The 26,841-nt window shown below is 73.0% G+C and carries 19 protein-coding genes and 1 pseudogene; 9 read left to right on the top strand and 11 right to left on the bottom strand.

The window, feature by feature from the left end; all coding sequences use genetic code 11:
- Positions 1-504: pseudogene (locus tag ACG2DA_RS06625) on the bottom strand (hypothetical protein); the annotation flags it as partial.
- 701 nt (positions 505-1,205) lie between these two features.
- On the opposite strand from ACG2DA_RS06625, the gene clpX reads away from it, so the two are divergent.
- From clpX to ACG2DA_RS06610, 3 genes are all read left to right on the top strand, one after another.
- Positions 1,206-2,489, top strand: a complete 1,284-nt coding sequence (gene clpX, locus ACG2DA_RS06620) for an ATP-dependent Clp protease ATP-binding subunit ClpX (RefSeq protein WP_395254705.1) — start codon at positions 1,206-1,208, stop codon at positions 2,487-2,489.
- 183 nt (positions 2,490-2,672) lie between these two features.
- Positions 2,673-3,602, top strand: a complete 930-nt coding sequence (locus ACG2DA_RS06615; protein WP_395254704.1) for an FHA domain-containing protein — start codon at positions 2,673-2,675, stop codon at positions 3,600-3,602.
- A complete protein-coding gene (locus ACG2DA_RS06610) occupies positions 3,599-3,958 on the top strand; it encodes a hypothetical protein (protein WP_395254703.1) in 360 nt (119 codons plus the stop codon). The genes ACG2DA_RS06615 and ACG2DA_RS06610 overlap by 4 nt, the downstream gene beginning before the upstream one ends.
- A gap of 10 nt (positions 3,959-3,968) precedes the next feature.
- On the opposite strand, the gene ACG2DA_RS06605 is transcribed toward ACG2DA_RS06610, so the two are convergent.
- From ACG2DA_RS06605 to recJ, 3 genes are all read right to left on the bottom strand, one after another.
- The gene (locus ACG2DA_RS06605; protein WP_395254702.1) at positions 3,969-5,048 is read right to left on the bottom strand and encodes an undecaprenyl phosphate translocase family protein; all 1,080 of its coding nucleotides are present in this window, start codon (positions 5,046-5,048) and stop codon (positions 3,969-3,971) included.
- Between the two features lie 75 nt (positions 5,049-5,123).
- Entirely contained in the window at positions 5,124-7,019 is a 1,896-nt protein-coding gene (locus ACG2DA_RS06600) for a mechanosensitive ion channel domain-containing protein (RefSeq protein WP_395254701.1), read from the bottom strand.
- Positions 7,020-7,151: 132 nt separating this feature from the next.
- The gene (recJ, locus tag ACG2DA_RS06595) at positions 7,152-8,888 is read right to left on the bottom strand and encodes a single-stranded-DNA-specific exonuclease RecJ (protein ID WP_395254700.1); all 1,737 of its coding nucleotides are present in this window, start codon (positions 8,886-8,888) and stop codon (positions 7,152-7,154) included.
- Between the two features lie 223 nt (positions 8,889-9,111).
- Between recJ and ACG2DA_RS06590 the strand changes: the two genes are divergently transcribed.
- From ACG2DA_RS06590 to ACG2DA_RS06580, 3 genes are read left to right on the top strand one after another with little or no spacing between them, the layout of a single operon-like run.
- Positions 9,112-9,825: a hypothetical protein gene (locus tag ACG2DA_RS06590; RefSeq protein WP_395254699.1), complete on the top strand. Its 714-nt coding sequence runs from the start codon at positions 9,112-9,114 to the stop codon at positions 9,823-9,825.
- Entirely contained in the window at positions 9,822-10,658 is an 837-nt protein-coding gene (locus ACG2DA_RS06585; protein WP_395254697.1) for a hypothetical protein, read from the top strand. The genes ACG2DA_RS06590 and ACG2DA_RS06585 overlap by 4 nt, the downstream gene beginning before the upstream one ends.
- 49 nt (positions 10,659-10,707) lie before the next feature.
- On the top strand, positions 10,708-11,898 hold the full coding sequence (locus ACG2DA_RS06580; protein WP_395254696.1) for a hypothetical protein: 1,191 nt from the start codon (positions 10,708-10,710) through the stop codon (positions 11,896-11,898).
- 70 nt (positions 11,899-11,968) lie between these two features.
- Here the strand turns inward: ACG2DA_RS06580 and ACG2DA_RS06575 are convergent, their stop codons facing one another.
- Positions 11,969-13,237 (bottom strand): hypothetical protein, encoded by a 1,269-nt coding sequence (locus ACG2DA_RS06575; RefSeq protein WP_395254695.1) that lies wholly within the window; start codon positions 13,235-13,237, stop codon positions 11,969-11,971.
- Positions 13,238-13,399: 162 nt separating this feature from the next.
- Between ACG2DA_RS06575 and ACG2DA_RS06570 the strand changes: the two genes are divergently transcribed.
- From ACG2DA_RS06570 to ACG2DA_RS06560, 3 genes are all read left to right on the top strand, one after another.
- Positions 13,400-15,067 (top strand): sulfatase, encoded by a 1,668-nt coding sequence (locus ACG2DA_RS06570; RefSeq protein WP_395254694.1) that lies wholly within the window; start codon positions 13,400-13,402, stop codon positions 15,065-15,067.
- 3 nt (positions 15,068-15,070) lie between these two features.
- Positions 15,071-15,871 (top strand): zinc-dependent peptidase, encoded by an 801-nt coding sequence (locus ACG2DA_RS06565; protein ID WP_395254693.1) that lies wholly within the window; start codon positions 15,071-15,073, stop codon positions 15,869-15,871.
- 96 nt (positions 15,872-15,967) lie between these two features.
- On the top strand, positions 15,968-16,639 hold the full coding sequence (locus ACG2DA_RS06560; protein ID WP_395254691.1) for a phosphoribosylanthranilate isomerase: 672 nt from the start codon (positions 15,968-15,970) through the stop codon (positions 16,637-16,639).
- A gap of 89 nt (positions 16,640-16,728) precedes the next feature.
- Here the strand turns inward: ACG2DA_RS06560 and ACG2DA_RS06555 are convergent, their stop codons facing one another.
- The 6 genes from ACG2DA_RS06555 to ACG2DA_RS06530 all read right to left on the bottom strand — a co-directional run bounded on the left by ACG2DA_RS06555 (position 16,729) and on the right by ACG2DA_RS06530 (position 26,785).
- Entirely contained in the window at positions 16,729-18,411 is a 1,683-nt protein-coding gene (locus ACG2DA_RS06555; protein ID WP_395254689.1) for a hypothetical protein, read from the bottom strand.
- Positions 18,408-21,155, bottom strand: a complete 2,748-nt coding sequence (locus tag ACG2DA_RS06550; RefSeq protein WP_395254688.1) for an ABC transporter substrate-binding protein — start codon at positions 21,153-21,155, stop codon at positions 18,408-18,410. Before ACG2DA_RS06550 ends, ACG2DA_RS06555 begins: the two co-directional genes overlap by 4 nt.
- Positions 21,152-24,928, bottom strand: a complete 3,777-nt coding sequence (locus ACG2DA_RS06545; protein WP_395254687.1) for a PQQ-binding-like beta-propeller repeat protein — start codon at positions 24,926-24,928, stop codon at positions 21,152-21,154. Before ACG2DA_RS06545 ends, ACG2DA_RS06550 begins: the two co-directional genes overlap by 4 nt.
- A 64-nt stretch (positions 24,929-24,992) precedes the next feature.
- The gene (locus tag ACG2DA_RS06540) at positions 24,993-25,634 is read right to left on the bottom strand and encodes a biopolymer transporter ExbD (protein ID WP_395254686.1); all 642 of its coding nucleotides are present in this window, start codon (positions 25,632-25,634) and stop codon (positions 24,993-24,995) included.
- A gap of 3 nt (positions 25,635-25,637) precedes the next feature.
- The gene (locus ACG2DA_RS06535) at positions 25,638-26,138 is read right to left on the bottom strand and encodes an ExbD/TolR family protein (RefSeq protein WP_395254685.1); all 501 of its coding nucleotides are present in this window, start codon (positions 26,136-26,138) and stop codon (positions 25,638-25,640) included.
- On the bottom strand, positions 26,135-26,785 hold the full coding sequence (locus ACG2DA_RS06530; RefSeq protein WP_395254684.1) for a MotA/TolQ/ExbB proton channel family protein: 651 nt from the start codon (positions 26,783-26,785) through the stop codon (positions 26,135-26,137). The genes ACG2DA_RS06535 and ACG2DA_RS06530 overlap by 4 nt, the downstream gene beginning before the upstream one ends.
- Positions 26,786-26,841 lie beyond the last annotated feature (56 nt).

Here is a 26,841-nt window from a genome sequence, read left to right as displayed (position 1 = left end):
CCGCAGGGCGGCGGGGTCGGCGTCGGGGTCGGTCACGGTCCACCGGACCGCGACGGTGCCGTCGCCGGCGGGGGCCGCGGCGACCTGCACCGTCGGGGCGACGCGGTCCCGCCGCACATGCAGTTGCGGGACGATCGCCACGTTCGCCGGGGCCGGCATGCCCCGGTCGTCCACCGTCAAAACGCTGAACCAGTAGTCGCCGTCCTCGGGCGGGGAGAACTGAAACCCGCCCGCCCCCGGGGCGGCGCTGCCGGCTTCCTCCCACCGCCGCCCCCCGTCCCGGCTGACGAGCAACCGGGCCTCGGTGGCGCCGGCCGCGGCGAGGTCGGCGGCGCTGGCCGCGAACGGGATGCGGAACGTCTCCCGGTTGCTGTGCACCAAGCGGGCCTCGGCCGTCGGGGCGAACTCCGCCTCCTGCCCCGCCGCCGGCGCCGCGGCGGCGGCGAGGGAACAGAGCGCCGTCGCGGCGGCCAGTGGGAGTCGGCGAAAAGTCGGACGCGTCATCACACCCGGGGAGCCGGAGCGGGGGGGCGCTGCGGCCGCGCCCGGACGGGCCGGGAGCGCAAACCGGAGCGGTCGTGTCGGTGGTATCGGCCGGCAAGTCGTCCGCGGGCGAACCTGTTTGCGGATTTTTCGGGAATCGTCCTGTCGCTCTTACACCCCGGCGGACGCCGTCGGGACCGCCCCGCCGGCCGCCGGGATCGTCCGTTCGTTCGTCGCCCCTGCGGACGTAGACCGAGCGGCGTTCGCCCCCGGCGGAACCTCGCGTTGGCACGGGGCGTGCAACAGTCTTTCGGAAGTGTCGACCCGGTTCGGCCGGATCGGGGTAAAATGACCCCGTCCCGGCCGTCCCCGCGGCGGGTCGTTCGGCTGGCGCTGTTCGCTCGGTGCGGACTGGCAACAGTTGGGCGGCACGGGGCGGAGCGCCGACACCCTACGGGACCGCACCTGCCGACGTCCCCCCCGGGGCGGCGGAGGCCGGGGCGGCCCCGATCACCCCCAGCGGGATCGTTCGCCCACCCGCGGACCGCCTCGGCGGCCCCGCGGAGGCGCCGGCAGCGACGCCGGCGGTCGGGCGGGCGGCACGGCGAGCAGGAGGCCCGCGGCGCCCGTTTCCTTCGCCCTTCGCACCCCCCGGCGGGATTGACTATCTCCTGCGGGAGGGTCAACTCCCCCGGGCTCGTCCCCCGGAACCGCCCCGCCCGATGCCCGCCTCCAAAAACTTCTCCGGCCGACGCGATTCCGTGAAGAAAAAAGACGCCAACTGTTCGTTCTGTCGGAAGTCCTACCGGGACGTCGGCCCGCTCGTCGAGGGCCCCGACGACTGCTACATCTGCGGGAACTGCATCGACCTCTGCGAGTCGATCCTCGACCAGGAACGCAAGCGCCGCGGCGGCGCCACGCTGTTCAGCAAGGTGCCGACCCCGCGGGAGATCGTCGCCCACCTGGACGAGTACGTCATCGGCCAGGACAGCACGAAGCGCTGCCTCGCCGTCGCCCTCCACAACCACTACAAGCGCCTGATGCACCAGGCGGAGGACGGGGACGACGTCGAAATCGAGAAGTCCAACGTGCTGCTCGTCGGCCCGACCGGCTGCGGCAAGACGTTGATGGCCAAAACGCTGGCCCGCATCCTCGACGTGCCGTTCGCCATCGGCGACGCCACGACCCTCACCGAGGCGGGCTACGTCGGCGAGGACGTGGAGAACCTGCTCCTGAAACTGCTCCACGCCGCCGACTTCGACGTCGAAGCCGCCCAGCGGGGGATCATTTTCCTGGACGAAATCGACAAGATCGGCAAGACGTCCCAGAACGTCTCCATCACCCGGGACGTCTCCGGCGAGGGCGTGCAGCAGGCCCTTCTGAAGATGCTCGAGGGCACCGTCGCCAACGTCCCCCCGCAGGGCGGCCGGAAGCACCCGGAGCAGCAGTACATCCAGCTGGACACCCGCAACATCCTGTTCATCTGCGGCGGGACGTTCGTCGGGCTGGAGGAGATCATCGCCCAGCGCCTGGGCCGCCGGGCGATCGGCTTCAACCGGTTCGGCAGCGAGGACAGCGTCGAACGCAGCAAGGACCTGCTCGCCCACGTGACGGTGGACGACGTGCTGGAGTTCGGCCTGATCCCCGAGTTGGTCGGCCGTCTGCCGGTGCTCTCGGCCCTCTCCCCGTTGGGCGAGGCGGACCTGGTGAACATCCTCACCGAGCCGAAGAACGCCCTGGTGCGGCAGTACAAGAAGTTCTTCGAAATGGAAGGCGCCGACCTCCAGTTCACCGACGGGGCCCTGCGGGAGATCGCCCGCGTCGCCCGGGAGAACGACACCGGCGCCCGCGGCCTGCGGAGCGTCGTCGAGGGCGGCATGTTCGACCTGATGTACGACCTTCCCGAGAACGGCAAGGGCCAGACCTACGTCATCACCGAGGAGATGGTCCGCGGCGGCGCCAACAAGACCGGCGGCGGCGCCCCTCTGCGGAAAGCCGCGGCCTGATCGCCGAACGCCGCGGCGCCCCCCACCAACCGGCGAACTGAGCCCCCCGGGAATGTCGACGGCACGGTCTGTGCCGGCGTTCCGCGGGGGGCTTTTCGCAATCGAGTCGTTAGATGCGTGATCGCCGACGCGGCCGCAGTTAAGGTGGAGCGGTTCCGCACTTCCCCCGAGAGGCCTTCTCCCGTGGCCGCCGAGTTCCTGCTCCCCCGCAGCGAAGGTCGCCCCCTGACCGTACGCTTGGAGCGGGACGCCGTCGTCGGCCGCGGCGCCGACGCGGGGTTGCGGATCTCCTCCCGCCGGGTCAGCCGGTCGCACTGCCGGCTGACCGTGGACGGCTCCGTGGTACGGGTGCGGGACCTCGGCAGCCGCAACGGCACCTTCGTCAACGGCGAGGGGGTCGGCGACCGCGAGCTGGACGTCCCGCTGGGCGGCACGCTGTCGATCGGCGGCGTGACCATGAAGCTGGTGCGGGCCGGCGACCGCTCCTACCGCCCGGACGGCGCCGCGATGCTGGCGGAGGTCGAATCCCACGTCGCCGAGGGCGGCCTCTCCGAGGACGACCTGCAGGACTCCCCCAGCGGCACGCTCGTCGGGCAGGAGCCGCCTGAAGAACTCAGCGACGACTCCGTGCTGGTCACCGACAGCGGCACGAACCTCGAGGCGGTCGGCGACGACGAGGCGCGGGACAAACCGGACCTGCCCTCCCCGACCTCCCCCGCCAAGGCCGCCGTTCCCGTCGCGGAGCCGGATCCGGTCGTGGTCGCGGACCCGACTGACGAAGCGCCGACCGACGAAGCGCCGACCGACGAAGCGCCGACCGACGCAGACGACGCCGAAACCGTCGAAACCCTCCGTTTCGACCCGGGCGACCCCAACGGGGAGAACGGTACGCCGGGGAGCGGCGGCGACGGCAGCGAGACGATCGCTGACGAGGACGCCGCCTTCGATTTCCTGAACGACGGCGAGGAAGAGGCCGACGCCGACTCCTCCGCCCTGAAGGCCCTGCCCGGCGCCGACGCTCAGGACCAGTCCTCCTTCGCCGGTTTCGGCGACGCCGACGACGAGGAGGACGTGGACAGTTCGCTGCTCGGTTTCCTGAACGACACCAAGTGACGGCCCCCCCCGCCGACCCGGCGCCCGCTCCCCGCGGCGTTCTCATCGTCTGCGCCGACCTGCTGACCGGCGGTCCGCTGGTGCAGGCCGTCCGCAACGCCGGCCTCACCCCGACGCGGGCCCTCAGCGCCGCGAAGGCCGAACCGGGCGACGCGGCGGGCGTCGTGCTGGACCTCTCCCTGCCCGGTGCGTTGGCCTGGCTCGAGGAGCGCCCGGCGGACGGCCCGCCGGTGCTGTCGTTCGGTCCGCACGTGCACGCGGCGTTGTTGAAGGCGGCCCGCGCCGCCGACCGCGGCCCGGTGCTGACCCGCAGCCAACTCGCCGAGGGCCTGCCGGCGTGGCTGGCGACGCTCTGAGGCCGACGGCTCAATCCGCACGCTGAGCCGCCTGTGCGTGGGCCCGGCGTTCGGCCCGCTTCTGCCAGACGGTCAGGGCGTAGACGGCGGCGAACCCGACGACGCAGGCGACCGCCCACGCGAACCAGTCGCCCGACCCGGCGTCCGGCAGCGGGCTCGCCCCGCCGAACCAGCCGACGCGGATCACCGGCACGACGCTGCCCCACAGCACGCCCAGCAACAGGGCCGCCATCGCCCGTTCGTAGCGTTGCAGCAACCATTTCAGCAGGTTCGAAACGGCCACCAGGCCGACGATCGCCCCCAGCGCGTACGGCAGCAGGATCGGCCCCCAGGCGGAGACCGGCGCCGCCTCGTTCCAGCCGAGCAGCGATCCGAGCCACGGCAACGGCTGACCGAGCGACCAGACGGTCGGTTCGTATCGGCCCATCGCCAGCTTGACCGTCCCGCCGGAGACGCCCGGCAGGGCCATCGCTCCGAACGCCGCGGCCCCGGCGGCCGCGTCCATGGGGATGTCGTGCGGCGGGCGGTAGTCCCGGCCGGCCCGCGCGTGCTGCTCCGGCGGGGGGAGCAGCGCCAGCGAGGCCATGAGCGCCGCGCCGATCGGGATGAGGAGCCAGTCGGCGGCTTTGGGCTCCGGCCCCGCGGGGGCTTCGCGGAAGATGTCCCACACCACCGGCGTACCGGCGAGGGTCATCCCGATGAACAGGGCGTAGGCGTGGGCCTGATGAGAATCGACCGCCTCCGCGACCGGCCCGCCCAGCAGCCCCATCGCCGCGAACTTCGCCGCGAACAGCAACGCGAGGAACCGCCCCGCCGACCCGATCAGCCTCCCCTGCGAGACGGTCGCCATCGCGTCGACGAAGTGGGCGTAGAGCCCGCAGACCAGCACCATCGTCCCGCCGGAGACGCCCGGGACGAGGTTCGCCGTGCCCATCAGGCCCCCCGCCAGCACGGTGCGGCCGACGGGGGCCGAGCCCGGCTCCCGCAGCGGCGGGGCGGCGTCGAAATCCCGTTCCAGTTGCTCGTCGGAGACCAGCGGCGGGTCCGGCGGCGGGTCGGAATCGCGCGGAGCTTCGGGGGCGGCGGCCATCGCGTCACCCTGCCCGGCCGGTTCGGCCCTCGCCACCGGGGTTCCCCGAGCCGGGCGGCGGGACCGGCGTTCGCGTCACTCGGCGACGGCCGCGGCGGCGCCGGTCAGGGCGGCGACCTCGCCGGCCTCGTAGACGACGTTGGCCGGCAGGGCGAAGGCGATGTCGGCCCCCCGGAAGCGTTCCACCACGGCCTTATTCACCAGGTCGCAGTGGGCCAGATAGGAGAACCAGCCGCGTTCGGTGTCCCGCTGCGGCGCCGCCTCCCGGGGGTGCATGAGGTACCAGTAGTCCGCCCGCAGATTGAAGAAGTACTCGCCGACGGATTCGAAGTTCACCTTCGGCGGACGCTCCTCCAGGTCGCCCTGCCCGTCGCCGACGACCGCGTCGCTGGTCAGCACGTCCTGCAGGATCGACTTCGCCTCCGCGATCTTCTCCGGCGGGGTGTCGAGGGGCAGTCGCACGTCGAACACCCGCCGCAGGTACTTGCGCTCGCTGAGGTTTTCGACCGGCTTGTCGACGAAGTTGCTGTTCGGAACGGCCCACATTTCGCCGGTCAGCAGACGGATCTTCGTGATCTGCAAGCTGACGTCCGCCACCTCGCCCCATCTCCCCTCGAAGCTGATCCAGTCGCCCACCAGGAACGGCCGGGTGCCGAAGATCATCGCCCCGCCGAACAGGTTGGCGACGGCGTCCTTCGCCGCGAGGCTCAGCGCCAGCGCGACGAGCCCCACGCCGCCCAGCACGGCGGTCACGTTCCAGTCGAACAGGTTCTGCACGACGAACAGTCCCAGGATCACCCCGGCGATCAGCCGCAGGGTTCGCCGGGCGACGGAGGCGCTCATGCGGGCGTAGTGGTCGTCGTCGTCGAAGGCGGCCCGGCGAACGCCGAGGATCGCCAACTCCAGCAGGCCCACCGCCAACCAGCCGCCGGCGACGACCAGCAACAGCTCCGAAATCGCCCAGCGGCCGTCCTCCAGGGTGGGGGTGAGGGCCAGCGGGGCGGTGCCGGCCAGCAGCCCCGCGACCACCGCCGCCAACCCCAGCGGCACCGCCAGACTGCGCAACAACGGCCCGATCACGCCGCCGGCCAACCGGTGCAGCGCCCCGCCCTCGCCCCCCGCGGCCCAGCCCGCCGCGGCGTTCAGCCCCCGGGCGATGAACCACGCGACGACGCACCCCGCCGCCAGGCCCAGCGCCGTCGTCAGCCAAGCCCACCAGGGCGAATCCGTGAATACGGGCGTCACCGCACGGACGAACGCCTCCCCCCGCACGGCCTTCCGCGGCCGCGGGGGGATCGGCGCCAGATTGTCGGCGAGGTCCCCCGCCCCGGCGACGGTCGCGGGGGTGAACCGCCAGCCGGCGGACGTTTTCTCCAACACGATCGTCCCCGCCGGGGCGCCGTCCTGCAGAGCGGCGTAGGCCCATTCGCTGTCGATCCCGCGGGGAAACAGTTCCCACCGCGTGATTCCCTCCTCCCGGCAGCGGGCGGCGTCCGGCAGGGTGGCGGGGACGACCTCCGGCAACCGGGTGAACACGTCCCACAGATCCCGGGCGGCCTCGGCCCGGTCGACTGCATCTTGGTCGACCTCGTCCCGGTCGGCCCCCTCTCGCTCTTCGGCCCCGTCCCGTTCCGCGTCGGCGGCGTCCGGCAGAACCTTCAGCGCCCGCGGCAGGGCGGCCTCGTCTCCGAGGGCGACCCGATCCATCGCGGTGACGAACGTCATCACCGCGGCCCGGGGGCCCTCCAGCGAATCCCACTCCGGCTCCCCGGTCGCCGCCCGGTCGGTGCGGAACAGGCCGGTGAACGCCTCCCCGGCCCCGCGGAGCAGTTCCATCGGCCCCACCCGCGTCGAATCCGGCCGCTCCCCGGCCGGCGCCGGGCTGTTCGAGCCGGTCAGTTGTCCCGCGGCGGTGCCGGCGCCCAGGGTCCAGACCGTCAGGAGGAGAACGGAACGGACGACGCGGGACATCGGGGAACGGGCGGCGCGGGGGGATGCGGCGGGGCGAGGATCGGACCGACGGCCCCGGGCCGCAACCCGCTCCTCCCGGCCGGCCCCTCCGGCCGACCCCGGTCTTCAGTCCGCCCCCCCGCAGGGCCGCCCTCAGCAGGGCTGCCACTGGCGGAGTTGGAGTTGCACCGATTCGCCGTTCTTCCAGCGGTTCACCTCCGCGGTGAACGACACCGCCAGCGGGCCGACGGCCAGCGTGTGGGCGTCGGCGGCCCGGCCCCAGGCGACGGCCTTCATCACCCGCCCCGTCTGGGCCAGCCGGGCCGACAGGTGCGAGCCGTCCCGGCCCATCGTCCGCGGTTCGCCCTCGAGCGTGACGTTCGTGGCGACGAACACCGGCCGCCGGTTCGATTTGCCGAACGGGCCGAGTTTCTCGTCCAACTCTTTGACGGCCGGCAGGGTGCAGTCGGCCAGCCGGACCTCCGCGTCGACCCGGGCGTCGGCGGCCTCGGGACGGAAATGCTCCGCGACGTCGGCGGCGAACGCTTCGCGGAAGGCGTCGAGGTTCTCGCGCCGGACCTTCAGCCCCGCGGCCATCGTGTGCCCGCCGAAGGTCTCCAGGTGCTCGGCGCAGCGGGCGAGGCTGGCGTGCAGGTCGAACCCCGGCCGGGAGCGGGCGGAGCCGGCGCCGAGGTCCGGGTCGCCGTTGTGGCCGAAGGCGATCACGATTGCGGGGCAGTCGAACTTCTCCGCGACCCGCCCCGCGGCGATGCCCACCACCCCGGCGTGCCAGTCGTCGCCGGCCAGCGTCAGCCCGGGCCGCTCCGCCCAGCCGCGGTCGACGGCCTGTTTCTTGGCGGCCTTCACCACGTCGGCCTCGGTCTTCTTGCGGGTCTCGTTCAGGGTGTCGAGGTAATCCGCCAGTTGGCCGCAGCGGTTCTCGTCGTGCGAGAGCAGCAGGTCGACGGCGAGGCTGGCCTGCTCCAACCGGCCGGCGGCGTTGATGCGGGGGCCGACCTTGTAGCCCACGTCCTCCGCGGTGATCGGCCGGCCCTCCTCGATGCCGCAGACGTTCAGCAGCGCCCGCAACCCCGGCGGGGCGTGGTGGTAGAGGCTCCGCAGCCCGCAGTGGACGAAGGTCCGGTTCTCGCCAGTCAGCGGGACCATGTCCGCGACCGTGGCGAGGGCCGTCAGGCCGAGCGCCCGGATCAACCAGGCCTTGAACCGTTCGTTGACGCGGCTGCCGTCCCCCAGCCGTTTCGCCACCGCCCATGCCAGCTTGAAGGCCACGCCGGCCCCGCAGAGTTCCCCGTAGGCGTAGGCGGTTGCGGCGTCCGGCCGGCGGGGGTGCACCACGACGGCGGCCGGCGGCAGCGTTTCGCCGGGGGTGTGGTGGTCGGTGACGATCAGTTCGAGCCCGAGTTCGTTCGCCCGCCGGGCCTCCGCCACGGAGGTGATCCCGCAGTCCACGGTGACGACCAGCCGCCGCGGGTCCTCGGCGTGCAGCTTCTCGATGGCGGCGACGTTCAGGCCGTAGCCGTCGTTGCGGTTCGGGATGACGTAGTCCGCATTCGCCCCGGCCAGCCGCAGGCAGTCGACCAGCAGGGCGGTCGAGGTGATGCCGTCGACGTCGTAGTCGCCGAAAATCGTGATCCGCCGCCCGTCCCGCACCGCGGCGACGATGCGGTCGGCGGCCTCGGAGACGCCGGGCAGCGTGTCCGGGTCGTGCAGGTCGTTGGGGGAGGGCGTGAGGAACGCCTTGGCGGTCGCCGGTTCGTCCAGGCCGCGGGCGATGAGCACCTGGGCCGTCAGCGGACCGATCGACAGGGCCTCGGACAGCCGGCGAACGCGGGTCGGGTCCAGCGGGGCGAACCGCCACGGCAACGACATGGCACGGGATCTTGCGGGGGAAGCAGAAAGGGGGAACGCCGGACGGCGGGGAGGTTCCGGGTCGTGACAGTACGTCCCGGGGCGGCGGCGTGGCCATGCCTTCGTCGGCCGCGGGCAGCGAATCCGTCCCACGCCCGCGGCCCCGCGGACGTACAATCTGATAGATCGCCCCCTGCGCCGTGATAGGATGCCGCGCGCCGTCCCCGTTTTCGCCCCTCCGCCCATGAGCGCCGCCGCCCTCGACACCGTCGCCGTTCCACAGGCCGCCTCGCTGCCGCAAACGGAGCGCGTGGACTTCGACTACAAACCGATCCCGGTCTCGGCGCCGGTCTCGGCAGTGCTGGGGCTGTGTTCGCTGACGGCCTTCCTGCCGACGGTGGGGGTGATCGGCTTCCTGATCGCCGCGGCGGGGCTCGTCACGGCCTTCACGGCCTGGCGGACGATCCGCCGGCACGACGGCGCCGGCCTGTGGATGGTCGCGCTGGGCGGACTGCTCTCCCTGACCGGGCTGGCCGGCGGGGCGACGTACCACTCGATCGCCTACGCCAACGAGTTGCCTCCGGGCCACACCCGGCTGGACTTCACCGCCGACATCGCCCAGCGGGCCCTCGCCCCGACCGGCCGCTACAGCGAGGCGATCAAGCGGCTGGACGGCGAAAAGGTCTTTCTGAAGGGCTACATGTATCCCGAGGCGAAGACCGAGGACATCACCTCCTTCATCTTCGTCAAGGACAGCGGCGAGTGCTGCTTCGGCGGCAAACCGAAGGTGACGGACATGATTCGAGTCGATATGACCGGAACCACCACGGATTTCACCGCCGGACTGGTCAGCGTCGCCGGCACCTTCGAGCTGCGGCCCGAGGGCAATCAGACGGAGGTGGACCCGATCTTCCGCATCAAGGCCACCCAGAGCGGGCCGGCGAGGACGTCGTTTTGAAGCGCGCGCTGCTGACCCCCGCCCCCGCCGCGGCGCTGGGGCTCGCGCTGCTCGCCGGGTGCGGCCCCGCCGAGGAGGGCGCGACCTACAGCGAAATCGCCGGGGCCGACGACGAAGCCGGCCGAGGCGTCGCGACGGAGTCGGTCGCGGACGGCGCCGGGGACGCCCCGCCCCGCAGCGACGGCGCCCCGGAGGAGGCGGGCGAACCGACCGACGAACGACCGGCGATCGCGCTCGCCGCGGCGGAGCAGGACGACGGCTTCGACGGCGGGTTCGACGGGGGCTTCGACGGCGCGATGGCCTCGGCGGAGGAGCCGACGCTGGCCGCCCCGCCGCCCGGCTCCCCGGCGGCGCTTGCCGCGATGGAGGAGGCCGCCGCGGAGGAGCCCGCCGAGGCGCGGGAGCTCAAGCTGCTCGTGCCGATCAACAGCTTCTCCCCCGCCGGGAACGGCACGCTGCGGGTGTCGTTCGACGATCTGGACCTGCTCAGGGTCCTCAACGCCGAGCCGGTCCCCGCCGACGTGGTGGAGCATTTCCCGGACTGGCTCCGCGACCTCGACGGGCAGCAGGTCACGCTGCGGGGGTTCATGTACCCGACCTACGCCGACCCGGTGCGGGCCTTCATCCTGGCCCGGGATAATCAGATCTGCTGTTTCGGCCGCAACCCGAAGCCCTACGACCTCGTCACGGTGAAGCTCGCCGAGGGGGAGGAGAGCCGCTACATCCAGAACCGGCCGTTCGACGTGGTGGGGACGTTTCACCTCGACCCGCAGCGGGACGGCGACGACTGGCTGCGGCTCTACCGCATCGACGGGGCGCGGGTCGTGGAGTAGGACTGACGTTGTATTCGCCCATTGATCGCCGCCCCGGAGGACCTTCCGCATGACCGCCGCCCTGCTCCTCTCCGTCGCGTTGGCCTGTCCGTTCTGCGAGGCGCCCGGGCTGACGCTCTCGGACCAGTTGGCCGAAAGCGACGTGGTGGTCCTGGCCGAGTGGCTCGAAGCCGACCGCGGCGGCGACGCCCGGGACAATCCGGCCTACACCCGGTTTCTCGTCAAGAAGTCGTTGAAGGGACCGTACGCCGAGGGCAAGAAGCTGAAGTTGCGGGGCTACCAGTCCGGCCAGACCGGCGAAACGCTGCTGCTGACGGCCGGCGGCGGGGAGATCCTCGAGTGGGACCTGCCCGTGCCGATCAGCGAGGCCGGCTTTGAGTACCTGCAGAACAACCCCGGCCCCGACGCCCCGACGGCCGACCGCCTGCGGTACTACCTGGCGCACCTGGAACACCCGGACGACTTGGTCGCCTCCGACGCCTACGGCGAGTTCGGCAACGTGCCGTTCGAGGAGGTGGAGGCGATCGCCGACGAACTGCCCCGGGCGAAACTGGCGAAGTGGGTCGCCGACCCGGATACCGACCCGTCCCGCCTCGCCTTCTACGGCATGCTGCTGGGCCTGTGCGGCACCGAGGCGGACGCCGACGTGCTGCGGAAGCGGATCTTCGCCGGCACCGACGAGTTCCGCATCGGCATCGACGGGCTGATGAGCGGCTTGTTGCTCCTCACGGGCGAGCAGGGCCTGAAGGAGCTGGAGGACGCCAAGCTGCGGCCGAAGTACGTGCTCGGCCCCGACGGTCAGCCGCTGAAGGACGACGCCGGCGAGCCGATCCCGGTGCCCTTCAGCGAGGTGTACGCCGCGATGCAGGCCGTGCGGTTCATGTGGCAGTACGGCGACGATCGGATCCCGAAGGAACGCCTCAAGGAGGCCCTGCGGCTCCAGTTGGCCTACTCCGACCTGGCCGAGGTCGTCATCGCCGACCTGGCCCGCTGGAAGGACTGGGCGGCGATGGACCGCATCGCCGGGCTCTACGACGAGGAGGCCTACGACGTACCGGCCGTGAAGCGGGCGATCATCCAGTACCTGCTGGAAGCCGAGCGGGACGTGCCGGAGACCGCCGACGCCGACGCGTCGCCCCCGCCGCACGTCGTCGAGGCCCGCAAACACCTCAAGAAGATCGAAGCGAAAGACCCGGAGCTGGTCGAACGCGCCCGCGATGTGCTGTATTCGGTGTTCTGAACCGGGCGATGGGTGCGAAAGCGCAGCGTCCCGGACGCTTCGAGCGTCCGGGACGCTTTCTTGCGCGGCGTCAGTTAATCAGTACCGCGAAGCCGAAGAAGTTCCCGTTGAACAGGCGCTGGAGTCGCCGCCAGACGGCCGGGTCGGTCGCCTCGCCCCGTTCCAGATAGGGCTCGGCCCCCGGGCCCTGCACCCACTCGACCAGATCGAATCGCCGCGGCTCCTCAAAGACCCGCCGCAGGTTCACGCCGTTCGGGGCGTCGGCCCGGTCGGCCGGCTGGGGCCGCCAGAAGGGGACGAGCTTCTCGCCGTTGAGCAGCGCCTCGGCTTCGTCGAGGAACGTCAGCCAGCCGTCGACGCGCTCCCGCGACATCGTCACGCCAGTGGAGGAACTCTGCCCGGGGCCGGGGATCCATTCGCGGTCGCCGTCAGTCTCGGCGAGGATCAGCTCCCACATCGCCCGGCTGTGGCCGATCATGCCCAGCAGGCGCTGCCGGGCCCGGCTCATCCGCTCCGGCTCGCGGACGGGGAAGTTGACGTGGTGAATCGCGGCGACGGCGTCGGCGATCCGTCCCACGCTGAAGCCCTCGCCCAGATCGGTCAGCAGGTAGGCGGGCACGCCCTCCGGTTCGGCGAACAGGAGGTGGGCGCAGTGGTTCCACCAGTTCTCCGCGTCGTGGGCCAGCATCGTCTCCAGGATCGCGGAGAGCAGGTCGCAGTACCCGCGGAGCCACTCGGCGTCCGCCCGGTCGAAGTGGGTGACCAACCCGTCCCCCGCCGGCGGTTCGTCGCCGCGGACGCCGCGGCGCCCCTCCAGTTGCAGGCCGCCGCGGCCCAGCAGGCTCAACACCCGCTCCCCCTCCCCGGCGGAGCCGTCGCCGTTCAGATCGAGCCGCAGCTCGGCGAGCGCCAGCCGCACGTCGACCGGGCCGTCGATCTTCGCCAGCACGGCGTCGGCCTCGTCGAAGGCGGCGATCAACTCCACGCGGGCCTGCCGCCACTGTTCGTAGCTGACCGGTTGCGGGTCGGCGTTCGGCGGGGCCGGCAGCCGGGCGAACGGCAGCAGACCGCCGAGCCGGTCCGTGCTGCCGTGGGCGGAGAGGAACTGGACGAACTCCTCGATCCCGCCGAGGAACTTTACCACCCCCAATGAGAACAGGGCGTCGTCGTCGCCGGGGGACTTCTCCAGCGTTTCGTTCAGGGCCGCTTCGGCCCCGGCGAGATCGCCCCCGGCGAGGAACGCCGCGACGGGCGAGAGACCGTGGTCGGCCGGGGGCGGGGCCGCCTGCGGGCCGGCGGCCAGCGGGAGCGCGAGACAGAGCAGCAACGGCGAGGACATCGGGGGCGCCTGCGGACGAGCGGGGTGGGGACGTAGCGGTTACCCGGAGCCCGCCGGCGTCGTTTCGAACCGCGGCCGCTCGGCGCCGTCTTCCTGATCCGCATACATTTCCTTCCATCCCCGAAGCCCGTCACAATGGCGGCTCCCGTCCGGAGAGAGTTGATGATCCGTACCGTTGTCCGACCGGCCGCGCCCGTGGCGGCGCTGTGGGTCGCGCTGCTGGCGTGTCCCGCCGCCCTGTTCGCCCAGGCCGGACCGACGGTCGTCCCCGGCCGGCCGGCCCTGCAACCGGTCCCGGCCGACGCCCCCTCCGCCAGCGCCGTGGAACCGCCGCGGAACGTGCTGATCGTCTTCGTGGACGACCTCGGTTGGGCGGACCTGGGCTGCTACGGCAACTCGTTCCACGAGACCCCGCACATCGACCAGCTCGCCACGGACGGGCTGAAGTTCACCGCGGCCTACGCCAGTTGCCCGGTGTGCAGCCCCAGCCGGGCCTCGCTGATGACCGGCCGCGACCCGGCCCGCACCGGCCTGACGAACTTCATCCCCGGGCACTTCCGCCCGTTCGCCCCCCTGCTGGAGCCGCCGATCCCGAATCGGCTGCCGCTGGACGAAGTCACCTTCGCCACGGTGCTCGGCGACGCCGCGACCACGGCCAGCTTCGGCAAGTGGCACCTCGGCGGGACGAACGACGTGGAGGGCCCCGGCGCCCGCGGCTTCGACGAATGGCTCGTCACCGGCCGCAACGTCTCCCCGAGCCTCACCACCCCGGACGGCTTCGAGAAGCGCGAGGGCGAATACACCACCGAGGTGCTCACCGAGCGGACCGAAACCTTCATCCGCGACCACGCCGACGACGAGACGCCCTGGGTCTGCCTGCTGTCGCACTTCGCCGTGCACATCCCGGTGCACGCCCGGCCGGACCTGATCGCCAAATACGAGGCGAAGCCGAAGGCCGAGGATCACCCCAGCGATCCGGCGTTCGCGGCGATGCTGGAGATGGTGGACCACTCCGTCGGCCGCCTGCGGGAGGTGTTGGAGGAGACCGGACAGGCGGAGGAGACGGTGATCCTGTTCACCTCCGACAACGGCGGCCTGCACTCCGTCTACCACGGCGACCCGTCGTCGATTCACGGGCAGAGCGGCTCCCCGGTGAGCAGCAACGCTCCGCTGCGGGGCGAGAAGGGCTCCCTGTACGAGGGCGGCATCCGCGTGCCGCTGCTGGTCCACTGGCCCGGCGTGACCGACGGCGGCCGGGCCTGCGACGCGGCGGTGACGACCAGCGACCTGACCCCGACGATCCTGCACCTGGCCGGTTCCGAACCGCCGGCGGGCGTGGTGATGGACGGGGTGAGCCTCGTGCCGGTGCTCCGCGGGGAGTGCGACGCCGCCCGCGACGCCGTGTTCTGGCACTACCCGCACTACCACCACAGCCGACCGGCCAGCGCCGTGCGGGTGGGGCACCACAAGCTGATCGAGTTCTTCACGGCGGACGGCACGACGGAGCCGGAGCTGTACGACCTCCGCGAGGACCTGGGCGAGACGAACAACCTCGCCGCCGCCTTGCCGGAGCGCACGGCGGAACTGCGGTCGCTTCTGGCCGCTTACCGGGCGGACACCGGCGCCCTGCTGCCCCGTCCCAACCCCGCCTACGACGCGGAACGCTCCGAGGAGTGGTGGTCCCGTTCGGCCTCGATGCGCAACCAGCCCAAGCCGGCGCTGAATTCGACCGACGGTCCACCGCCGACCGGACCGGTGGACACCTCCGACGTGGACGACTCCGTGCCGCTGCCCGAGGGCCGGGAACGCCGCGACACGCAAACGCGGTAGCCGGTGTTCGGCTTTTTCCGCACCCGCCGGCGTCGCGCGCTGTTGGACGACCCGCTGCCCGAACTGTGGGAGCGGGCGATTCGCGATCAGTTCGCCGCCTTCGAGCGGTTCCCCCGCCCCGTCGCGGAGCGGGTGCGGGCCGGGGTCCGCATCCTGCTGGCGGAGAAGAACTGGGAGGGCTGCAACGGCCTGGACCTAACGGACGAGATGCGGGCCGTGATCGCCGCCCAGGCCGCGTTGCTGCTCGCCGGCGATCCGGCGCCGCCGGAGAAGGCCGACTGGTTCGGCCCGCTGACCAGCGTCCTCGTCTACCCGACCGCCTACCGCGTGACCGCCAGCCGACTGCTGGGCGATGCGTCCTTCGGCGGGGGGCCGACGATCAGCGGGGCGGAGGGCCGACTGGGCGAGGCCCACATGGGCGGGGCCGTGGTGCTCAGTTGGCCGGACGTGCTGGCCGGGGCGGAGAACCCGGACGACGGCCGCAACCTGGTGTTCCACGAGTTCGCCCACGTGCTGGACCTGGCCGACCGCTTCGCCGACGGCGTCCCCGGCCTGACCGGCGCCGCCCGCCACCGCTGGGAGGCCGTCGCCGAGGCGGCGTTCCAGAAGCACGCCGACGAGGTGGACCGCGGCCTGCCCGGCCTGCTGGACGCCTACGGCGCCACCGACCCGGCGGAGTTCTTCGCCGTTGCCACGGAGTGCTTCTTCGAAAAGCCCCGCACCCTGCGGATGAAGCTCCCGGACCTGTTCGGCATCCTGCGGGACTTTTATAATCTGGACCCGGGCGAATGGAGCCTGGCGTAGCATCGCCAAGGCGAGCGGGGGGCGTCAGCCCGCCGTGTGCTCCTGCCTCGAAGAAAACTCGGCGGGCTGACGTCCCCCGCTCGCTCAGAAGGCGCCATGTTCGTCAAAATCTGCGGCTTCACCGACCCGGCGAATCTGGCGGCCGTTTGCGGGTCTGACGCCGCGCCGGACGCGGTCGGCCTCAACTTCTGGAGCGGATCAAAGCGATTCGTCCGAGCGGGCGGAGCGGGCGCCGGTCCGCTGGCGGCGGCGGCGCGGGCGGCCGCGGTCCAGCCGTGGGGCGTCTTCGTCAACGCGGACGGGCCGGATCTGATGGAGGCCCCGGAGACGTACGACTTGGCCGGCGTTCAACTGCACGGGGACGAACCGCCGACGCGGTTCGGTTTGGTCGTCCATCTGCCGGACGGCGTCGCCCGGGTGCGGGCCTGGCGGGTCGGCGGGTCGCTCGGTCCGTTGCTCGACCACCTCGCCGCCGCGGCGGAGCTCATACCGAGTCACGTCCTGCTCGACGCCGCCGTGCCCGGCGCCTACGGCGGGACCGGGGCGAAGCTGGACTGGCACGCGCTGCGGGACGAACTGGACCGGGTCGGCGACAAGCTCCCGCCGGTGATCCTCGCCGGGGGGCTGACGCCGGAGAACGTCGCCGAAGCGGTGCGGATCGTGCGACCGTGGGGCGTGGACGTCGCCGGCGGCGTCGAGAACGCCCCCGGGATTAAGGACCCGGCGAAGGTCGCCGCCTTCTGCGACGCCGCCCGCGGGGCTCTGTAGAACGCATCTTCGTTTGCCGTCGCGACCGGCAACGCCAGCGTCCCGGACCCTTGAAGGGTCCGGGAGGCTCCGCCTGCGGGACTCCTGTTTTAGCGGCTGTCCCGGGCCCGGCGGCGGCCGGCGGCGCGGCGTTCGCGTTCCTCGATCTCCTCCGCCAATTCCTTCAACTCGGCCACCTGCGCCTTCGCGGCGGCCAGCGGGTCCGCGGAGAGGTACGCGTCGGCCAGCTCCCGCATCTTCTCCGCCAGCTTCGCCGCCCGGGCGGCGGTCAGGCGGTCGCCGGACTCCAGCGCCTCGGCCCGCACCCCGGCGGCGAGGGCGTCGATCCGGCGCTTGAAGGTCTCGCCCCGCGGAAGGTCGGCGAGTTCCTCCAGCCGGGCCTCCGCCGCCTCGTAGTTCTGCTCCTTGGCGCTCTTCTTCGCCCGGGCCGTCAGCACCGCCCGGTTCGCGACCACCTCCAACATCTCCCCGGACAGCAGGGCGTACTCGCCCTCCAGGCCCAGCCGCAGTGCGTCGTCGTCCAGTTCCAGCACGTCGGTCGGCGCCGCTCCGGCGACGTACGGCAGCGCCCCGAGCTTCGCCTTGCCGCTGTAGACGTGCAGCCAGACGAGCCCCGGCGCCGGCTCCTCGTCCGGCAGCGTCGGCGGGGCGACGGGGACCGTGATCCGGCCGCCGCGGTCGCTGACCTCCTCGAACGGTTCGGGGACCGGCTCCGGCCGCTCCTCGCCCTCCTCGGGCGGCGGGAGATCCGACGGCAGCGTGCGGCGGTCGGCCAGCTTCACCCGATACCCCACCAGCGGCCGCCCGGCGCCGGCGTCGGCGGCGCTGCCGCGGGCGATCAGCCGCAGGGAGGTGCCGTCTTCCTGCTGATGAATCGGCCGGGCCAGCGTTTGCGTGCGGCCCCGGGTGCGACCGACGCCGCTCCGCAGGGCGCTGACGACCTCGCCGGACTGCGTGCGGGCCGGGTCCTCCTTGTCCAGCACGGGACCGACGCGGAGGAAGGTGTACGGCGTCTCGCGGATCTCCCGCAACGCCCCGTCCCGCTGGTAGAGCCGCAGGAACACGCTCAGCCAGCGTCCCGGCGCCAGCGGGTCGGCGGCCGGGTCGCGGACCGGCAGCGCGGCGGCCCGAGCGGTCAGCCGCACCTCCGTCGAGCCGACCGGGGCGTCTGGCACGGGAGCGACGCGGTACTCCGGGTGAAACAGATCCCGCACCAGCCGCCCCGCGGCCTGCACGGCGGCGGGCAGGCCGGTGGCGTCGGCGGTCCGCACCGGGCCGAGAACCCGCCGCGTGCCGTCCCATTCCCGAGCCGCGACCGTGCGGGCCTGCGGGTCGCCGGCGCCGTGTCCCGGCGAGGCCGCGGGGGCGATCGCGACCACGAACCAGCGGTCCGGCGGCCGGGGCGGGTTCGGCTCCTCCTCCGTCGGCGGGTCGGCCGGCGGCGGAAAGTCCTCCGGCCGCAAGCGGCCCAGACCGGCGGCGTCCGCCCGGGTCAGCGCGGCGGGCGGCGGGGCGAACGACACCTCCCAGTGCTCCCCGAAGGTCCGCCACAGCAGGTCGCCCAACTCGGCCCGCACCGCATCGACGCGGCCCGGCGGGACGGCGGCGTCGGCGGCGAGGCTCACCCGCACCTGATACGGCCGGCGCTCCCACTCCGGCAGGTTCTCGTCCTGCGCGCTCAGGGGGTTCGTCCCCGCGAAACCGCAAGCGAACGCCGCCAGCGCCCACGCCGTCCGCAGCGTACCGAGGCGGGGCGTGCAAATACGGTTCACTGTCCCACCTCCGGCAGTTCGAAATCGTCCGCGGGCGGGGTCGCGTCGACCTGCCAGCGTTCCACGCCCTGGTACGGGTGCACCAGCGGCCCCTCGACGTTGCGCAGCGTGGTGCGGGCGAAAACGTACTCGTCGATCTCGAACAGCGGGATCACCCGCACCTCGCTCCGCATGTGGCGGTGAAGGTCGTGCAGCAGGGCGACGGCGTCGTTGCGGTTGCCGACCCGCTCCAGGGCGATCAGGTCCCGCCGCAGCCAGTCGGACAGCGTCAGCAGGCTTTCGAGGGTCACGTCGTCGCTGTTGGTCAGCAGCGGGGCGATCTCCCGGGCCGGCTCCCGCATCCGCAGGGTGCGGTAGGCGAGGTCCCAGCCGTCCGGGTCGTCCGCGGCCAGCCGGGCGGCGTCGGAGCCGCTGACCACCCGGATCGTCAGCCCGATGCGCTCCCAGGTCGCCGCCAGTTCGTCCAGCACGCCGGCGACCACGGCGTCGTCGGGGGCGAGAATCGTCAGTTCGGGCACCTGCCCGCCGTCGTCGGCCCCCAGCGCCTTGCCGGCCGCCAGAGCGAGGGCGAAGGCGAGGGTGAGGTTCTGCCGCCGGGGTTCCAGCAGCGGGTTCGTCGCCTCGCTGAAGCTGGGGAACGGGGCGGAGATCACCCGCCCCAGCCCCGCGGCCTGGGCCTCCGCGGTCCGGAACACCGCGGCGTTCATAATCGCCTCCCGGTCCGGAGCGAGCAGCAACGCCTTGCGCAACTCGGCGTTCTTCATCGTCTCCGACCGCGGATTGACCTGCAGCACGTGGGCCGCCGGCACGCTGGAGCGGAAGCTCAAGACGCTTTCGTCCCGCAGCAGCGCCGGTACGTCCCAGGGTCGGGGATGGACGAGCAGGTCGAACTCTCCGCGGCGGAAGGCCTGCATCAGCGAGGGTCCGTCCGGGTAGGCCGTCTCCCGCACCTCCGCGACATGGAACTGGGGGGAGTCCGCCGGCTCCGGCACCGCCCGGCGGTAGACGGCCACGCCCGGCCGGTCCGCGGAGTCCGGCTCCCGCGGGAAGAACGGCGTCTTCAGAACCGGAGCGGGGGAGCCGTCGGCGGCGCCCGGTTCCCGCGGCAGGACCCGCACCGGAGCGGCGAGCGTCGCCTCCGTCCGCAGCGGAACGCGGTTGAAAATCACCTCGAACTCCCGCGGCGAAAGCTGTCGCACACCGGCGATCTCCTCCGCCAGCCGTTCCTCGAACAGCGGCGAGTTCTGGTCGAGCCGGTCCTGCAACCCGGCGAGCACGTCCGCGGCGTCCAGCGGCGGCTGGGGCAGCCAACCCGGGAATCCCGGCCGCAGGGAGAACGTCGCGCGGCGGCCCAGGTCGGTCGGCTCCCAGCCCTCCAGCAGGTTGCTGCGGTAGTGCGGCGCCTCGTCCACGCGGTCGATCTCGAAGAGCCGGCTGGCCACGAGGAACCGCCCGCGGTCGGCGGCGTCGGTCGGGGGGAACGGCGGCGGGGCGTCGCCGAGAGCCGAGTCCTCCCGAGAATCGGGCGGCGGCAGGTCCAGCACGCCGGCCCGCAACACCTGGTAGCGCCGCGTGAGCCGCGTGAAGGCCCGCTCCACGCCGGGGGCGGTCGGATCCACGCGGGCCGCCTCGCGGATGAGGTCCGCGGCGCGGGCCGGGTCGTCGCCGGCCGCGGCGTTCGCGTCCGCCATCAGGGCGAGCGCCCGCTGCGAGAACTGGTCGTCCCACTTCCGCGTGACCGGGTGCTGCGGGCCGCGGCTGCGGAGCCGGGCAAGGAAGAACCGGGCCTTCCGCTGGTCGTCCGCGGCGACCGCCGTCTCGATCAGGCCGTCCGCCGCCGCCGCCAGTCGATCCAGCCCGCCGGGGAACTCCGGGGCTCGGTCGAGCAGCACCTCCATCCGGCCCAGCGCCCCCTCGAGCTGGCCCAGTTCGAGCAACTCCCCGGCGTCGATGAACGCCGCCCGGTCCAGCCGCTCCCGCAGGCCCGGCCAGCCGTCGGGGAGGACCTCGCTGCTCCGCATCCGGGCGAGGGCGAACAGCAGCTCGTAGGCGGTCCGCATGTCCCCTTCGGCCAGCAGCGCGTCCGCCCGCTCCAGCATCAGGTCTTCGTGGTGGATGATCCGATCCACCTTGAACGTGTCGACGCTGAACTCCGGGTCCTCCAGTTCCTCGTCGAGCAGGAACACGTCCAGCCGTTCGAGACGCTCGGCCGTCGCCAGATACTCGTCCCGGCTGCCCACGACCGCCTCCGCCCGCAGCCGGGCGCCCTCGAGATCGGCGACCTTCTCCGCGGCCTCGCGACCGCCCAGTTCCTCGACCGCCCGGCGGATCGTCTCGTCGGGCAGGGCGTCGAACTCCTCGGCGAGGCGGCGAACCGCCTGCGGCCGGAGCGAGACCTTCGGTTCGGCCGGGTCCCCCCGCAGATAGCGGGCGATCTCCGCCTTGCGGGCCTCGGCGTCGCGGCCGGCCATCCGCTGCACGTAGTCGTGACGGCGGGCCAGCTTGGCAAGGGTGTCCGGTCGCGGCGAAACGGCGGCGACCTCGATCACCCCGCCGGTCCGCAGCACCAACCGGTCGGTCGGTCGCCGGGCCAGCAGCTCCGCGGCGCTCGGCAGCGGCAGGTCCTCCAGCGTGGGCAGCCCGTTTTGAGCGCGGGCCGGCGCGACCCCGCACAGAACCAGCAGCGCGCAGGCCGCCAGCGCCCGACCAAGCCGGATCGCGGGGGGGAATAGCGGGTCGTTCACGGTTCGCTCCTGTCCGCCACGGTCTCCCCGGCCGGGGCGAAGTCCAGTCGAACGACCGCCCCGTCCGCGGCGGCGGCGGCCGGTTGATCGCCCACGAGGAACGGCGCCCCGACCAGCGGCTGCCCGGTTTCGACGCGGCCGGTCTCCCCGCCGCCGACCGGGTCGAACCGCACCGCGACGCCGCCGGCGGTCACGATCGCCGCCCCCTCATTGCCCAGCCCCCCCGGCGGGCCGGCCGCGGGTTCCGGCAGGGGGGTGGAGGTCTGTGCGGTCAGATCCGCCGCCGCGAAGCCCGCCACCGTGCCGTTCTCCAGCGCCACGAGCACCCGGTCGCCGACGACCGCCGGTGCGAACAGGGGCTTGGCCGGCAGGGCGACGGAGGCCGTCTCGCCCAGGGTGGCGCCGTTGAGCCGGCGGAGCTGCCCGTCGGACCCGACGACGATCAGCCCGTCCCCGGCGGGGACGGGCGGCAGGTCGGCGAACCACTCCGGCGTGATCGCCGCCGACTCGGTGAGGCTCGCCGGGGAACCGTCGGCGTATTGGATCACGCGGATCGCCCCGGCGGCGTCGGTGACGACGGCCTTCGTGTCGCTCAGCCGGACCGCGGCCGTCCACGCCGGCGCCTCGTCGCCGGAGATCGGGGCGGTGTACGCGGTGACCTTCGCCCCGCTCCGTCCGATCGCCAACTCCAGCCGGGGGGCCACGGCGATCAGCAGGCCCGGCCCCAGCGGCAGCGGGGCGAGTTGCGGGGCGGCCGGCAGGTCGATCGGCCGGCCGGCCCGGCCGTCGGCGTCGATCTCCCAGGCCCGCGGGCGGTCGCCGCCCACGCCGACGACCACGCCGCCGTCCGGCAGCCGGCGGGCCAGCAGCGGGTCGCGGCCGTCGCCGCCCAGGCCGGGCAGGTCGCGACCGTTGGTGAGGAAGGTCGTGTTCCCGCCCTCCCCGTCAGTTCCCCCGGCGGCTCCCGCCTGGGGGAAGCCGTCGCCCAGCGGGGTGAGCACGCCGGTGGCCGACAGCGCCGCCGGCCGGGCGCCGCCGGTCACCGCCAGCAGGGCCGGGGCGAGCACGGTCCGGCTGAGTCCGATCATCTCGTCGGCCTCGGCGGCGGCGAAGACGGTGGCGTCGCCGGCGGGGGTCAGCCGGGTCGTGAACAGCCGGTCGACGTTCGTCTGCGGCGGGGCGACGTGCCGGCCGACCGCCAGCACCGCGGGGGTGACCTGCAACCCGTCGCCGGTCAGCTCCAGCTTGCGGAGGGCGCTGCCCGCCGCCCACAGCGCCCCGTCCGGGCCGGCGGCGAGGTAGGTCGGCACCGGCCGCGGGTCGGGCAGTTGGGCGGCGGCCAGCCGGGAGAACACGTCCTTATCCGCCTCGTCCGTGACGGCGAAGGCCGTCATCCGCTCCGGCGAGGAGGAGACGAACAGCACGTCGGCCCGCAGTTCCGGCGGCACGTCGATCCGCCCCTGCACCCGGGCGCGACCGACCTCCGTCGCCCCGCCGTCCTCCCGGTCGACCGCCAGCGCCCGCAGGAGGGCCGAGTCGGCCCGGTCGTTGTCGCACATCAGCACGTAGCGGCCGATCGGCTGGAGCGGCGCCGCCACGGCCCCGGCGCCCTGCCCGACGTAGCTGACGGCCTCCACCGTCGGCGGGTTGCCGACGAGCGTGTAAACCACGTCCCACTCCGCGGCGAGCAGCAGGCGGCCGGGGTTTGCGTCGTCGGTTCCGCCGATCGCTACCGGCGGGGAAAGCACGCCGCGGGGGAACTTCAGCCCGCCGGTGATCGCCCCGCTGCCGGGATCGACCGACAGCAGCGACCCGTCCGCACAGCCGATTAAGGCCTGTCCGCCCGCGCTGCGGGGCGGACCGGTCGCCGGCGCCGGCAGGGGGAGCCGCCAGTTGACCGAACCGTTCGCCCGATCGACCGACAGCAGCGCCGGCCGAACGGCGTCGCAGATCAGCACGGCGGCTCCGGCGGCGTCGGCGTTCACCGGCAGGAAGGGGGCCAGCCCGCCGGCCCCGCCGACCGGCGCCCGCCACAGCGGCTCGGCCGTGACGGCGTCCACGGCGAACAGGCTCGAACCGGCCCGGGTGAGCAGCGAACGCCCGTCCGAGGCCTCGCCCGTGGCCGCCCGGGAGACGACCGCCGGGGCGAGAACCGCCGGGGTCGCGGGCGGCGCCGGCGGGGGGCCGTCGGCGGCGGGAATCGGGGCGACGGCCTCCCGCTCCGCGGAGAGCGTGTCGGCCTTCAATCGCCGCACGTCCCGGTCGTTCGCCAGATCGCGGTAGCGGGCGATTAAATCCTCCCGGGCCCGGTGGGCGGCGGCGAAATCGCCCCGATCCAGGGCGGCCGTCACCTCAGCCCGAGCCGCGCCGAACGTTTCCCGCTTCACCACCGCGGCCTCGGCCGTGCGGAGGGCGGCGGCGACCTCCCGGGACTGATCAATCGTGCTGGCGGCCTCGGGGTCGGCGTAGCGGCGGTGGAGCGTCTGGGCCTCCTCCACCGTGGCCAACAGTTCCCGGGGGCCGCCGGCGGTCGCCTGTCGGGCGGCTCCGAGGGCGGCCCGGCGGGAGAGAGCGGCCAGTTCGGGGTGGCTGTCGGCGAAGTCGTCCCGGTCGCGGTTCTCCCGCACGAAAGTCTCGATCGCCTCCACGCCCTCCGCCCACTTGCCGCCGGAGCCCTCGACGGCCCGCTCGATGGTCGTCAGGCCCCGCTCCCGCCGCACGGTGGGGACGAGGGCGTCGGCGGGATAGTCCCGCAGGAATTGGTCGTAGGTCTCCAACGCCGCGGAGTATTTCTCGGCCGCGCGAGCTTCGACGGCGGCGTCGTAGAGCCGTTGGGCCTGCTCCCGGGCGGTGAGGAACGCGAAGGCGAAGGCGGCCAGCGTGAGCGTCGCCGCGAGGGCCGTCAGACCGAGGACCAGCGGGCTCTTAAAGATCGACTGCTCCCCCGGCCGGGCCGGCGGGCCGGCGAGCTTCGTCAGCGGGGCGAGCTTCCCGCCGGGGGGGAGCAGCACGGGTTGTTCGCCGCTGTCCGGGTCGGCGGCCGCGGGGGCGGGGTCGGCAGATCCCTCCTCCCCCTCGGCGGCGGGCGTCTCGCCGGTTTCGTCGGCGGCGAGGGCGGCCAAGGCCCCGAGCCCGTTGTCGTCGTCTTCCTCTGCGCCGGCATCGGCGTCCTCCGCCGCCGCGGCAAAGGGGTTCGGGTCGTCGCCCCCGTCGTCGAACGGATCGTCCGCGTCGTCCACCTCCTCAAAGATCGCCGACTGGGCCGCGGCGCTGACGAGGCCCGCGTCGTCGTCCGCCGCAGCGCTGTTGCGGCGCGACACGTTCTTGGACTTCGGCATTGCGTCCGGCGTCGCTGCGGAGGCCGGGGGGGCGTCACGGCGTTTGCGGTCGTTTTCGGCGGCCTTGGCTCGGGCGGGGTCCGCCCAGGCAGGCAGCGTGTCCGAGGAGGCCGCGACGAGGGCCAGTTCCTCGCTCTCCTCCGTCGACGCGGCGGGCCGGTCGGCGCGGAAGGTCAGCTTCGCCGGGCCGACGGCGATCCTGTCGCCCTCCGCCAGCCGCTTCTCCGTCACCTCGGAGCCGTTCACTCGCAGACCGCCGTCCGGGCCGGCGGAGACGCGGTAGCCGTCGCCGTCTGGCAGGAACCGGCAGTGCACGGACCGCACGCCGTCGGCGTTGATCCGCACGTCGCAGGAGGCGTGCCGACCCACCGTCAGGCCCGCGGCCTCCGGCAGCGGGGTCTCCCGCACCTTGCCGGACGGGCTTGTGATCTCCAAACGGGCCATATGGCGGGGGATTGCGGGAGCGGGGGGAAAACGAAACGGAGCGGCGGACGGGCGGTCAGTCTTCGGCGGCCACGGCGAGGCGGACGCGTTCCACGCCCAGCCCGGCGGCGGCGTCGTAGGCGGCGACGATCGCCTCGTGCCGGGCCTCGTCGGCGGCCTGGATCACCAGTTCGCCCCGGCCGGCCGCTCCGGGGGCGTTCATGGCGTCGCGGAGGGCGTCCGGCAGGTCCTCCAGCGAGGCGACCGGCTTGTCGTCGAGGTAGATCGCGTCCTCGGCCTCCAGCCGCACGACGACGGCCTCCTGCTCCAGTTCGTCCATCGTGACGAGCTGCTGCGAAACGCCCTCCTCGTCCGGCTCCGGCACCGGGGTGGGAAGCGTCTTCTGGATGCTGAAGCTCGCTGTAATCATGAAGAAAATCAGCAGGAGGAAGGTCACGTCGACCATCGGCGTGAGGTCCATCTCGTCCTGCTCCCGCCGCTTCGGCGAGAACTTGAACGGCTCCTCCTCGTACTGCGTGCTCAGCGGCGCCTGACCCGGGGCGACCGCGGCGGTCGGATCCGGCTCGGGCAGCGGCTGGTCCTCCTCGGGAACCGTCAGCACGTCCCGGCAGGCCGGGCAGCGGACGACGGCCCCCGCGCGGGACGCGGAAATCCCCAACGGGGCGGCGCAGTGCGGGCAGGGAAAGGAGATCCGCACGGGTCAGCGGGGGTCCTGCACTTCGTTGTGAACCGACACGCCCTCCACCTCACCGATCTGGCGGAGGATCGGGAACGTCTGCTCCGCGGTGGCGTCGCGGTCGGCTAGCAGCACGACCTCGTTCTTGCTCGGGTTCGCCGCCCTGGCGGCGGCGACCGCCGCGGTGATGCGGTCGGTCTCCAGGGCCTCCTCCAGCGGGACGATCTCGCCGTCGGGCAGCTCCACCTCGTACTCCCCGCCGCGTTCCGGCAGCAGGATCACCTTGATCGTGCCGGCGGCGTCGATTCCCTGCCCGTGCACCGCGGGGGGGGCGTCGGACTTGGCCGGCTCCTGCATCGTGCTACTCACCATGAAAAAAATCAGCAGGAGGAACACCACGTCGATCATCGGCGTGATGTCGAAGTCCAGCTCCTTCCGCTTCTCACGCGGCGGGGGCACGTAGTCATCGTCCTCCGCCGGGGGCGGGCGGTGGGTGGCGCGGGGCGTTTCGAGCGATTCGCTCATCCGGCGGCCCCGGATTCGGCCTCGATCAGCCCGTCGAGGTACCGGCCGAGCCGCTCCTCGACGCCGTCCTGCAGCTTGCTGATCTTGTTCTGGAGCAGGTTGCCGGCGATCACCATCGGGATCGCGATCGCCAGCCCGCTGGCGGTGGTGTTCAGGGCGACGGCGATGTCGTTCGCCAACAGCGAGGGGTCGGTCCCGGTCTGGTCCGAGGCGGCGATCTTGGCGAACGCGGAGATCATGCCCACGACCGTGCCCAGCAGGCCGAGCATCGGGGCGGTTTTCACGATCGTCGCCACCCAGCTGGAGCGGTACTCCAGGTCGGCCAGCACGTGCCGCTCGAAGCGCTCCGCCACGGTCCGCCGCAGGCGGCCGGGGAGCAGGTGGCGGTTCTCGGTGGCGGTCTGAATCAGCTGCGGCGTCGCCTTGCTCCAATACGGCGGGGAGTCGCACAGCTCCGTCACCGCGGCGTAGTCGCGGCGTTCCACCAGGGCGAGGCATTCGTCGACGAACTCGTCCGCCGCCTTGGCGCTGCGGAACCGCTTTTGGGCGACCCGGCGGACCAGCAGCACGGTGATGAACAGCCCCACCAACGCGGTGAGGCCCAACGCGACGTAAATCGCCAGACCGGCAAAATCGAGAATCGGCATCGCGGGAGGGGGTTTGGGCGGTTCGTCGGGGGAGGGACGCGGCGGACGCGTCAGCG

It is taken from the genome of Alienimonas sp. DA493, assembly GCF_043951915.1.
In the GTDB taxonomy this organism is placed as follows: Bacteria; Planctomycetota; Planctomycetia; order Planctomycetales; family Planctomycetaceae; genus Alienimonas.
Note: the sequence above shows the minus strand (reverse complement) of the source record. Positions and strands in the feature narration are given on the sequence as shown.

Excerpts from the sequence above, each read along its gene's own strand:
- clpX (WP_395254705.1), top strand. The coding sequence starts at position 1,206 with ATGCCCGCCTCCAAAAACTTCTCCGGCCGACGCGATTCCGTGAAGAAA.
- ACG2DA_RS06605 (WP_395254702.1), bottom strand. The coding sequence starts at position 5,048 with ATGGCCGCCGCCCCCGAAGCTCCGCGCGATTCCGACCCGCCGCCGGAC.
- ACG2DA_RS06600 (WP_395254701.1), bottom strand. The coding sequence starts at position 7,019 with ATGTCCCGCGTCGTCCGTTCCGTTCTCCTCCTGACGGTCTGGACCCTG.
- recJ (WP_395254700.1), bottom strand. The coding sequence starts at position 8,888 with ATGTCGTTGCCGTGGCGGTTCGCCCCGCTGGACCCGACCCGCGTTCGC.
- ACG2DA_RS06590 (WP_395254699.1), top strand. The coding sequence starts at position 9,112 with ATGAGCGCCGCCGCCCTCGACACCGTCGCCGTTCCACAGGCCGCCTCG.
- ACG2DA_RS06580 (WP_395254696.1), top strand. The coding sequence starts at position 10,708 with ATGACCGCCGCCCTGCTCCTCTCCGTCGCGTTGGCCTGTCCGTTCTGC.
- ACG2DA_RS06575 (WP_395254695.1), bottom strand. The coding sequence starts at position 13,237 with ATGTCCTCGCCGTTGCTGCTCTGTCTCGCGCTCCCGCTGGCCGCCGGC.
- ACG2DA_RS06570 (WP_395254694.1), top strand. The coding sequence starts at position 13,400 with ATGATCCGTACCGTTGTCCGACCGGCCGCGCCCGTGGCGGCGCTGTGG.
- ACG2DA_RS06560 (WP_395254691.1), top strand. The coding sequence starts at position 15,968 with ATGTTCGTCAAAATCTGCGGCTTCACCGACCCGGCGAATCTGGCGGCC.
- ACG2DA_RS06535 (WP_395254685.1), bottom strand. The coding sequence starts at position 26,138 with ATGAGCGAATCGCTCGAAACGCCCCGCGCCACCCACCGCCCGCCCCCG.
- ACG2DA_RS06530 (WP_395254684.1), bottom strand. The coding sequence starts at position 26,785 with ATGCCGATTCTCGATTTTGCCGGTCTGGCGATTTACGTCGCGTTGGGC.